The 10687-nt window shown below is 43.2% G+C and carries 8 protein-coding genes; all 8 read left to right on the forward strand.

From position 1 onward, the window contains the following. The first annotated feature begins 78 nt into the window (after positions 1–78). The 8 genes from J7384_RS19555 (at position 79) to J7384_RS09215 (ending at position 10563) form a co-directional block, all read left to right on the forward strand. Complete coding sequence (locus tag J7384_RS19555) at positions 79–2718, forward strand: DNA translocase FtsK 4TM domain-containing protein (RefSeq protein WP_209113286.1); 2640 nt, start codon at positions 79–81, stop codon at positions 2716–2718. An 81-nt stretch (positions 2719–2799) separates the two neighbouring features. Continuing rightward, positions 2800–3726, forward strand: a complete 927-nt coding sequence (gene lolA, locus J7384_RS09185) for an outer membrane lipoprotein chaperone LolA (RefSeq protein ID WP_209113288.1) — start codon at positions 2800–2802, stop codon at positions 3724–3726. After that, a complete protein-coding gene (locus tag J7384_RS09190; protein ID WP_209113290.1) occupies positions 3713–5098 on the forward strand; it encodes a replication-associated recombination protein A in 1386 nt (461 codons plus the stop codon). The genes lolA and J7384_RS09190 overlap by 14 nt, the downstream gene beginning before the upstream one ends. Beyond that, a complete protein-coding gene (crcB, locus tag J7384_RS09195) occupies positions 5082–5492 on the forward strand; it encodes a fluoride efflux transporter CrcB (protein ID WP_209113292.1) in 411 nt (136 codons plus the stop codon). The genes J7384_RS09190 and crcB overlap by 17 nt, the downstream gene beginning before the upstream one ends. An 18-nt stretch (positions 5493–5510) precedes the next feature. Beyond that, positions 5511–6791: a serine--tRNA ligase gene (serS, locus tag J7384_RS09200; protein WP_209113294.1), complete on the forward strand. Its 1281-nt coding sequence runs from the start codon at positions 5511–5513 to the stop codon at positions 6789–6791. 246 nt (positions 6792–7037) lie between these two features. Beyond that, positions 7038–7529, forward strand: a complete 492-nt coding sequence (locus tag J7384_RS09205; RefSeq protein WP_209113296.1) for a thioredoxin-like domain-containing protein — start codon at positions 7038–7040, stop codon at positions 7527–7529. Between the two features lie 226 nt (positions 7530–7755). Beyond that, positions 7756–8883, forward strand: coding sequence for a M14-type cytosolic carboxypeptidase (locus tag J7384_RS09210; RefSeq protein WP_209113298.1), 1128 nt, complete (start codon positions 7756–7758; stop codon positions 8881–8883). 189 nt (positions 8884–9072) lie between these two features. Then, positions 9073–10563 (forward strand): alanine/glycine:cation symporter family protein, encoded by a 1491-nt coding sequence (locus tag J7384_RS09215; protein ID WP_247741718.1) that lies wholly within the window; start codon positions 9073–9075, stop codon positions 10561–10563. Positions 10564–10687: the final 124 nt, after the last annotated feature.

Raw genomic sequence — 10687 nt, forward strand, 5'->3', positions numbered from 1 at the left:
GTTTGCTCTCACGCCATTGTCTGTTATTTTATACAGTTCAAGTATAAATTTTCCCATATTGAGTTTCAGGTTTGTATTTTGTCTCAAGATTCTTCTAAGTTATCGGGTGTGCAACGCTTGCTAGAGGCCGGCTTGCTAGTTACGTGCGTAGTGGCGATGTATTTAATGTTGTCGCTCTACAGTTTTAATATTGCCGACCCAGGTTGGTCTCAAACCGGTTATCAAGTACCTGTTCGCAATTTAGGCGGTGCTATTGGTGCTTATTTGTCTGATTTACTACTGAGTATTTTTGGCTGGCTCGCCTACAGTATTCCCTTTGTGATTGCCTTAATTGGTTGGCTGAGCTTCCGACGCTTTTATCAGTTAATGCAGATTGATTATCTAACCTTAGGCTTAAAAATTCTCGGCTTTATTTTGTTTTACATTGGTGCGACTGCCATTGCCAGCATGAATATTGACGACATTTATTATTTTTCAGCAGGCGGGATTGTTGGCGACTATTTAAGTACTAGCTTATTACCGTATTTGTCATTTGTCGGCAGTAGCTTGTTGTTTTTGCTATTTGTTTGTTCAGGCTTAGTGTTTTTAACTGGTATTTCTTGGCTCGACTGTATTGATAATCTTGGTCGTTACACCATAGCAGGTGCTCTTGCCTTAGTTGGGTTGCCAAAGCTGTTACAAGAGAAGTTTGCTGCTTCACCTATTGAACCGTCGACACAAGTTGATGCGACGCCAGCGTTGGCCTCTGCAGACGATTTAGCGGATAATATGTTTGAATCGGCCGACAGCGTTGAAAAAGAGTCTGAAAAAGTCAACTCAAAAAGCAAAAAAGGTTTTTTCTCGTTTGGTAAAAAATCGAAAGATGAAGATATCGATTCAATTAACTCGACAGACAGTGACCTGCACAAAACAAGTGATGAAGCGGAAGTTGAACATGCTTTGGCACAGGTCAATGAAATTAATGAAACTGGCCACAACACACAAGAATCAAGCATGAGTAATGAACGCAAAGAGCCATTTGTCGCCATTGACGACTTAATCGAGGGCCCGATTCACGCCAATGTGCAAGCAGAAGTGCGAGAAGAAGAAATTACAGCTGCCTTTGAAACGGTCGCTAAACCTAAGGTTGTTGAACTAGAGCCTGAATTACCAGCCGCCACTGAATCAAGTCAGCACAATAATGATAGCGGTGCTGTCGAGAGTGGAGAAAATGATGACAAGTATCAAGGTTTGCCATCACTTGACTTACTAGATCGTCCAGACAAGGCTACTAATCCAATTGACCAAGAGGAGCTTGACCAAGTCAGCCGCCTAGTTGAAGCCAAGTTGATTGAATTTGGCGTTAAAGCCAGTGTTGTTGCCGTATTTCCAGGGCCGGTTATCACGCGCTTTGAACTTGACTTAGCTCCTGGTGTTAAGGTCAGTAAAATTACTGGCTTGTCTAAGGATTTAGCTCGTTCACTATCGGCAAAAAGCGTGCGGGTGGTTGAAGTAATCGAAGGTAAGTCAGTCATTGGCATTGAATTGCCAAATAAGCACCGCGAAACCGTGATGTTTTCTGATGTAATTTCATGTGCAAAATTTGACACATCGCCATCTAACTTGGCAATGGCAATTGGTAGCGATATTTCTGGCAACCCTGTGATTGCCGACTTAGCTAAAATGCCGCATTTGTTGGTTGCAGGTACGACTGGTTCAGGTAAATCAGTTGCCGTTAATACTATGATTGTCAGTATCTTGTACAAGTCTTCGCCAGAAGACGTGCGCATGATTATGATTGATCCCAAGCAGGTTGAATTATCGGTTTATGACGGTATTCCACATTTATTGTCGGAAGTGGTTACCGATATGAAAGAAGCGGCTAACGCACTGCGCTGGTGTGTTGGCGAAATGGAACGTCGTTATCAGCTCATGTCTAAACTTGGCGTGCGCAACTTAAAGGGGTTTAACGCCAAGGTTAAAGAAGCGATTGATAACGGGGAGCCGTTAATTGACCCGCTGTGGCAGCCCAACGACGCATTTAGCCAAACACCGCCCAAATTAGAAAAACTGCCGTCTATTGTCATTGTTGTCGACGAATTTGCCGATATGATGATGATTGTCGGTAAAAAAGTTGAAGAATTGATTGCCCGTATTGCTCAAAAAGCACGTGCTGCTGGTATTCACTTAATTCTCGCAACTCAACGTCCTTCAGCCGATGTCATTACTGGCTTGATTAAAGCGAATATTCCAACTCGGATGGCGTTGCGCGTACAGTCGCGGATTGAATCTCGTATCATTCTTGACCAACAGGGGGCAGAGCAGTTACTTGGCATGGGTGATATGTTCTATTTACCACCGGGTGAAGCGGTGCCAATTCGCGTCCATGGCGCGTTTGTCGACGATCACGAAGTACATGCGGTGGTTAGTGATTGGAAATCGCGTGGGGAACCAAATTACCTTGACGAAATCTTATCTGGTGAGATGGAGCAAGAAATCTTGCTGCCGGGCGAACAACCAGAAGGTGGTGATGAAGAGCTTGATACGCTTTACGACGAAGCTTTGGCATTTGTTACCGAAACGCGTCGAGTGTCTATTTCCAGTGTTCAGCGCAAATTTAGAATTGGCTATAACCGTGCCGCTCGCATTGTTGAGCAAATGGAAATGCAAGGCGTTGTCAGCACACCGGGCCACAATGGTGCCCGCGAAGTATTGGCGCCACCGCCCGTAAAAGAATAATGAGTTTTAGCCAAAGTGGCTGATATCAACTAATAGGTGACAGCTAGCCAGTTGGATTAAAACGGCTAGCGCAGTAAAACTATGATGCAAAAAACAAACTTAAATCAAATTACAAAAACAATCGCGACAACATCGCCGAAAAATACAGCTAAGGCGCTACCAAGGTTAATCACCAAGGCTGTGAAAGCGTTAATGCAACCCAAAACCAAAGCAAATGTTACCGTTAGCGCTGCGCTGGCCGCTTCGATATTGACCTTTTCAGCCCAAAGCACTGAAAACAGCCTGACAGCAGAGCTTGCTGATAAGACGTTAGCACAAGAGCAAACACTACCGTTAGTAAATGAAACACCTAAAAAAGGTGGCTTTAAACCCGATCCTCAAGCAATTAATGACAGCTCGGCTAGTGCGGATAACAGCGAGGCTGCTCAGTCGTTAAAAAAGATGCTCGCTCAGCTCGATTTTTTTAGCGCTAAATTCAGCCAAGAGATTAAAGACATCGACGGTCAACTACTGCAACAAGGCAGTGGTACCTTGGCGGTGAGTAAGCCAAATTTGATCAACTGGACAACCCTGAGCCCTGAGGAGTCACAAATTGTCTCTGATGGTCAAGCGTTGTGGTTTTACGAGCCATTTATTGAGCAGGTGAGCGTATTTAGTTTGGCGCAAGCGGTTGCCAATACGCCTATTTTATTGATTACTAGCGCTGATGACAGCCTTTGGCAAGACTATAACGTCGAACAGCTTCCAGATCTTAACTCGGGAAAGACTTATTTGGTTAGCAGCAAAAGTAGTGAAGCGCAGGTGAAAAGTTTGCGGTTGCGTTTTTCCAATAGTGAAAATGCATCAAGTACAGCAAGTAAAATAGCCCTCGAAAATATTGTCATTACCGACGCCACCGGCCAAACCAGTGAGATTGTTTTATCTGAGATTGTTCTGGATAAAATACCAAGTGTTAACACCTTTGAGTTTATCGTCCCTGAAGGGGTAAATATCGATGATCAAAGGTAGTGGCTCAGGCGATTTATTTAGTCAATTAGAACAAGAGCAAAGCAGTCAATTTCAACCATTGGCTGCGCGTTTACGGCCGCAATCTCTAAACCAGTACATTGGTCAGCAACATATATTAGCGCCAGAAATGCCATTAGCACGGGCAATTAACGCTGGTAAATGTCATTCGTTAATTTTTTGGGGGCCACCGGGAACGGGCAAAACCACATTAGCAGAGATTATTGCCAGCCACGCCGACGCCGCAATTGAGCGAATTTCAGCGGTTACGTCAGGTATTAAGGAAATTCGTCAAGCTATCGATCAAGCAAAAGAGCGTCAATTACTGCATCAGCAAAAAACCGTGATGTTTGTCGATGAAGTACACCGCTTTAACAAAAGCCAGCAAGACGCCTTTTTGCCACACATAGAAGATGGCACCATTACCTTTATTGGCGCAACCACAGAAAATCCAGCTTTTGAATTAAATAAAGCGATTCTTTCTCGCGCTCGCGTTTATACTCTGCAAAAACTCGATATCGATGCTCTGCAACTCGTTTTTACGCGCGCCTGTCAGTTTTTGCGTGAGCAAGACTTACTTGAAGTTCAAATCGAAGATAAAGCATTAGAGCAATTGTTATCACTTGCTGATGGCGATGCTAGACGCTTGTTAAATTTGCTTGAAACCAGTCTCGATATTACTTTGCAAGAACCCAGCACGAGTGACCAAAAACATATTGTCAAAAAGTTAACTCTTAGCCAAATTACGCAAGTGGCTGGGGATAAAATTGCCTTATATGATAAAAACGGCGATGCTTTTTACGATTTAATTAGCGCTTTTCACAAGTCGGTACGAGGCTCAGATCCAGATGCCGCGCTTTATTGGTATGCTCGCATTCTAACCGCCGGTGGCGATCCGCTTTATGTTGCCCGTCGTTTGTTGGCGATAGCCTCTGAAGATATTGGTAATGCTGATCCAAGAGCCTTACAACTTGGCCTAAATGCTTGGGATACTTTTGTTAGGGTGGGGCCGGCTGAAGGCGAACGCGCTATTGCTCAAGCGGCGGTTTACATGGCATTAGCGCCCAAGAGTAATGCGGTTTATGTCGCCTTTAAAGCAGCACGCGCGTTAGCACAGCAAACCAGTGATCTAGATGTGCCGTTCCATTTAAAAAATGCCACGAGTGAGCTAACTAAGTCATTGGGGCATGGAGATGGCTATCGCTATGCCCATGACGAAGCAGGGGCATTTGCCGCCGGTGAAAACTATTTTCCAGAAGCTATAGCCCAAAGTCAGTTTTACTATCCCACTGAACGCGGTTTAGAAAAACAACTCAAGGCAAAAGCCGAGTATCTCACTAAGCAAAATAAGGAAAGTGATGACCAACGCTATTAATACGCTAAATCCGTGGTTAATTTATGGTCTAGTTGCCTTAGGTGGCGCCTCTGGTGCTAGCTTGCGCTTTTATATTTCACAATTAATGCTAAATTGGCTCGGAAAAGGATTCCCTTTTGCGACGTTGACGGTTAATATTTCCGGCTCCCTAATTATGGGATTATTATACAGTTTAATTGAACAGGGGATTATTGAGGTTCACCTTAGCAGAACCTTAATTGGTATTGGCTTTTTAGGCGCATTTACCACCTTTTCAACGTTTTCATTAGATACCTTGCTGTTGCTTCAGCAGGGTGAATTGTTAAAAGCGTTTACCAATGTTTTATTAAATGTCGGTCTTTGTTTACTTGCTGCAGCGGCCGGCATGTATTTGGTAAACCTAATTAGTAAATAACTTTATTAGTGATATTTTATGCTTGATCCAAAATTGCTTAGAACGGACTTAACAGAAACTGCTGCTACACTTGCAAAGCGCGGTTTCACTTTAAACACTGAAAAACTGGCTGAACTTGAAGAGCAGCGCAAAAGTTTTCAGGTTAAAACGCAAGAATTACAGAGTCAGCGCAACACGCGATCTAAGTCGATCGGTCAAGCCAAAGCACGTGGTGAAGATATCGCGCCATTACTTGCTGAAGTGAGCCAACTCGGTGACGAATTAGAAGCGGCTAAAGCCCAGCAAGACGCAGTTTTAAAAGAAATTGAACAAATCGCCTTAACGGTTCCTAACCTAGTTCACGAATCAGTACCAGCAGGTGACAGTGAAGACGACAACATTGAAATTAAGCGTTGGGGTACACCGCGTGAGTTCGACTTTGAAGTAAAAGATCACGTTGATTTAGGCACTGCGATTGGCAAAGGTTTAGACTTTGAAAGCGGTGCAAAACTGGCGGGTACTCGATTTGTTGTCATGCGTGGTCAAATCGCAAAGTTACATCGTGCGTTAGCACAGTTCATGTTAGACGTGCACACCGAAGAGCACGGCTATCAAGAAATGTACGTACCATACTTGGTAAACGAAGCATCTCTATACGGTACTGGCCAATTGCCAAAATTCGGCGAAGATTTATTCCACACGGATTTGGGCCACAAACAATTTTCATTGATTCCAACTGCCGAAGTGCCTGTGACTAACTTAGTGCGTGACGAAATTGTCGATGAAGCCGAGCTTCCGATTAAGATGACTGCTCACACGCCGTGTTTTCGCAGTGAGGCAGGTTCATCGGGCCGAGATATTCGCGGATTAATTCGTCAGCATCAGTTTGACAAGGTTGAAATGGTGCAACTGGTTAAGCCTGAAGAGTCATTTAACGCCTTAGACGAACTGACTGGCCACGCAGAAAAAATCTTGGAAAAATTGGGCTTACCATACCGTACCGTAGTGCTTTGTACTGGTGATATAGGTTTTAGTGCTACTAAGACTTTTGATATTGAAGTGTGGTTACCAGCGCAAAACACTTACCGTGAGATTTCTTCTTGTTCAAACATGGGTGATTTCCAAGCGCGCAGAATGCAAGCTCGCTATCGCAACAGTGAAACCAACAAACCAGAGTTGTTACATACACTTAACGGTTCAGGTTTAGCAGTTGGCCGTACCCTAGTGGCGATTTTAGAAAACTACCAACAAGCCGACGGTCGCATTGAAATTCCTGCGGCATTACAACCTTATATGAAAGGCTTAACTCACATCGGTTAATTGTTAACCTAATGCGAACTTCTAAAGCCAAATACCTTGGGGTATTTGGCTTTTTTGCTTTAGTCGTAACAACGAATTACCAATAAGCTTTAGAGCAAGTTGTTTGATATTTACGCTCAAATATCAGTATTTTTACTATTTTAGCTAATTTTGAATGAATATTTCGCTTTTCAGGTCTTAATTAGCAATTCCTGTTAACTTTCTCGTTGACGACTGTTTCACATTTATAGGTAGTAATTTAAGTAAATGGCTTTGCTTCGTAATATTTTTGTTCAATTAATTGTTTTTATTGTGATATTTCAACTGCTGTCGTGGTTTAGAGAAATGTCTATGTTGCCGACTAACGAGCAATTAACAACAGCGCCTGTGCAATACAGCACATTGGCGGGTGAAACCATGACTATTGAAGCCCAGGGCAAGAAAACCGTTGTTTATTTCTTTGCCCCTTGGTGTAAGATCTGCCACGCCAGTATTGGTAACCTGCAATCTATCTATCAAAAAAGTATGGATATGGAAGTTATCGCAGTTGCTTTAGACTACGCTAGTAAGCGCGAAGTGGAAGAGTTTACCTCCAAGCACATGCTAACGTTTCCAGTAGTACTCGGCTCTGAAGCGTTGAAAAAAGAGTTTCAAATTAAAGGCTACCCAAGCTACTACGTACTGGGTGAAGACAATGAGGTTGAGTCTCGCTCTATGGGTTACTCATCTGAAATAGGTTTATACCTAAGAACGTTATAAACAGCATCAAAAATTAATCGATAAAAGCGCGCGTTAAAATTATTAGGTCTCTGTACGCTTTGTAAACACAGTGTTGTTTTTATCAACACTGTGTGAATTTAAATATCCAATTTATCCTTCTTTTCACCAAATTAACTGCGCTTGCTCTCTTCTGCTTAGCATTTGCTTTGTGTAAACTGATAATACTTGTCAATAAATGATCTTACGATCACATTAGGTTAACAACATGCAAATCAGCTCTGCTTTTGACAGCGGTAATATTCGCGTAATTGATGCTAGCGACAGCGCTAACATTCAATTAGAAATATGCCATGATAACCAATCTGAGTTTTATCAGTGGTTCCACTTTAAACTGCACAACCCTGCACAAGGCGCTCATACTATACACATTACCAATGCCGGCAGCTCAGCTTATGTTGAAGGCTGGCAGGATTATCAAGCTGTTGCTTCGTATGATCGAGAGCATTGGTTTAGAGTTGAGACTAGCTTTGACGGTCAACAATTGACTATTGAACACGCCTTAGAGCACGACTCTATTTACTTTGCCTATTTTGCGCCGTATAGCTACGAGCGTCATCAAGATTTACTTCACAACGCTCAATTGCACATTGATTGTCAATTACAAGTGTTAGGGCAAACGCTAGATGGTCGCGATATCAGTGTATTAAAAGTGGGTGAAGAGGGCGAAGGTAAAAAAGTTATTTGGTTAACTGCGCGTCAGCATCCAGGTGAAACGATGGCGGAGTGGTTTATGGAGGGCTTTATTGACCGACTACTCGATGATGACGATGGCGTCGCCCGCAGTTTACTCAATAAAGCGGTATTTTATTTAGTGCCGAATATGAATCCAGACGGTAGTGTTCGTGGCCATTTGAGAACTAACGCGGTTGGCGTTAACTTGAATCGAGAATGGCAAACACCGTCAATGGAAAAAAGCCCTGAAGTATTTCTAGTACGCGAAAAAATGCTTGAGACCGGCGTTGATCTATTCTTAGACATTCACGGCGACGAAGCCTTGCCATACAACTTTGTTGCTGGCAGTGAAGGTATTCCATCATACGATCAAAGGCTTGCAGGTTTGGAGCAAAAGTTCAAAGACATTTTGCTAGCAGTAACACCTGAGTTTCAAGATGAAAAAGGTTACCCGAAAGACGAACCGGGTCAAGCTAACTTAACCGTTGCTTCGTGTTGGGTTGGCGAGCAATTTAAGTGTTTGGCGTATACCATTGAAATGCCATTCAAAGACAACTGCTTATTACCTGATTACAGCGTTGGTTGGAATGACGCGCGCAGCAGTTTATTCGGTCGCGATGTCCTAACAAGCGTTTATCACGTGGTAGACGATTTGAGATAAAACAAAAGCGTACGTTGACCGTACGCTTTTTTATACATGGATGTACTTATCCAGAGGCGACAGCAGTTGCTTTCAAGCAATGTGTTATTAGCTGTGCAAATTATTGTAATGTCTGGGGTGATATTGCTACAGTTTGGCAGTGATTTAGAATTAACGTATAAAAATGAAAAACAATAATAATTTAGGAGTATGTCAGTGCAAGAGTTAGTCAATACGCTTAATAGCGTGATTTGGAGCCCCGCGCTCATCTACTTGTGCTTGGGTGCAGGTTTATTTTTCTCAGTATTAACCCGCTTTGCTCAAGTGCGTCATTTTCGCGAAATGGTTCGTTTACTTTTGTCCGGCAAAAGCTCAAGTCAGGGTATTTCGTCTTTCCAAGCATTAGCAGTGTCACTCTCGGGCCGAGTGGGTACGGGTAATATTGCAGGTGTTGCTGCAGCCATTGGCTTTGGCGGGCCAGGTGCTATTTTCTGGATGTGGGTGGTAGCATTTTTTGGTGCAGCAACCGCATATATCGAATCGACTAATGCGCAAATTTTTAAAGAAAAAGAAGACGGCCTTTATCGCGGTGGTCCAGCTTACTACATTGAAAAAGCGATGGGGCAAAAGTGGTACGCTTGGTTATTTGCCATTGCGACAATTATCGCTTGTGGAATGTTGTTGCCAACGGTGCAATCAAACAGTATTGGCAATGCCGTAGAAATGGCATTTGGTGCCGGCTCAACTATTGATAGCGCATTAGGACCAATCAGTACTGCGAAATTGTACACTGCTGTCGCTATTGTTTTACTACTTGGTTTTATCATTTTTGGTGGTGTTAAGCGTATCGCCAACTTCACGCAAGTAGTCGTGCCATTTATGGCATTGGCCTACATTATTATTGCCTGTGTTATTTTGGTATTGAACGCTGATAAAATCCCAGGTGTATTCGCATTGATCGTTGGTGATGCATTTACACCTATGGCAGGCGTTGGTGCGGCAATTGGTTGGGGCGTTAAGCGCGGTGTTTACTCTAATGAAGCAGGACAAGGCACAGGTCCACACGCGGCAGCGGCAGCTGAAGTTCAACATCCGGCGCAACAGGGCTTGGTACAAGCGTTTTCAGTGTACATCGATACCTTGTTTGTTTGTTCGGCAACGGCGTTTATGATCATCATTACCGGTGCCTACAACGTACACGGCGCAGGCGATGCATTTATTATTCAAAACGTCGCCGGTGATATTGCTGCGAATAGCCCAGCATTTACGCAAATTGCCGTTGATAGCATGTTGCCAGGAATAGGCAAACCATTTATTGCCTTGGCGTTATTCTTCTTTGCTTTCACAACTATCTTGGCTTATTACTTCATTGCAGAAAACAATGTTTACTACATTCGCCGCACCATTAAGCTGCCTATCCTTAATTTCCTGCTAAAAGTGGTTATTATGTTTGCAACTTTCTACGGCACAGTAAAAGCGGCTGATATTGCATGGGGCCTAGGCGACGTAGGTGTTGGTATGATGGCGTGGTTAAACATCATTGGTATTATTATCATCTTCTTCATGGCGAAGCCGGCGATTAAAGCGTTAAAAGACTACGAGCAACAGCAAAAAGAAGGTGTTGAAAACTACACCTTTAATCCTGAAAAGCTCGGCATTAAAAACGCAGATATTTGGCAGGAAAAGCACGACCAGCAATAGTCTCTGAATGAGATAAAAATCTTGAGAAAAACGCCCATTAGGGCGTTTTTTTTTGTAGAATATCAAAATACCTATGCGATAAATAATACAGGTCTTGTGAGACCAAACTTCAACTTGAACCGTA

The organism is Endozoicomonas sp. G2_1, assembly GCF_017744155.1.
GTDB lineage: Bacteria > Pseudomonadota > Gammaproteobacteria > Enterobacterales > Alteromonadaceae > JAGHQT01.

Bases quoted from the DNA above. Each gene is read 5' to 3' on its own strand.
- lolA (WP_209113288.1), top strand. From the start codon at position 2,800: ATGATGCAAAAAACAAACTTAAATCAAATTACAAAAACAATCGCGACA.
- J7384_RS09210 (WP_209113298.1), top strand. From the start codon at position 7,756: ATGCAAATCAGCTCTGCTTTTGACAGCGGTAATATTCGCGTAATTGAT.
- J7384_RS09190 (WP_209113290.1), top strand. From the start codon at position 3,713: ATGATCAAAGGTAGTGGCTCAGGCGATTTATTTAGTCAATTAGAACAA.
- J7384_RS09205 (WP_209113296.1), top strand. From the start codon at position 7,038: ATGGCTTTGCTTCGTAATATTTTTGTTCAATTAATTGTTTTTATTGTG.
- serS (WP_209113294.1), top strand. From the start codon at position 5,511: ATGCTTGATCCAAAATTGCTTAGAACGGACTTAACAGAAACTGCTGCT.
- crcB (WP_209113292.1), top strand. From the start codon at position 5,082: ATGACCAACGCTATTAATACGCTAAATCCGTGGTTAATTTATGGTCTA.
- J7384_RS09215 (WP_247741718.1), top strand. From the start codon at position 9,073: ATGTCAGTGCAAGAGTTAGTCAATACGCTTAATAGCGTGATTTGGAGC.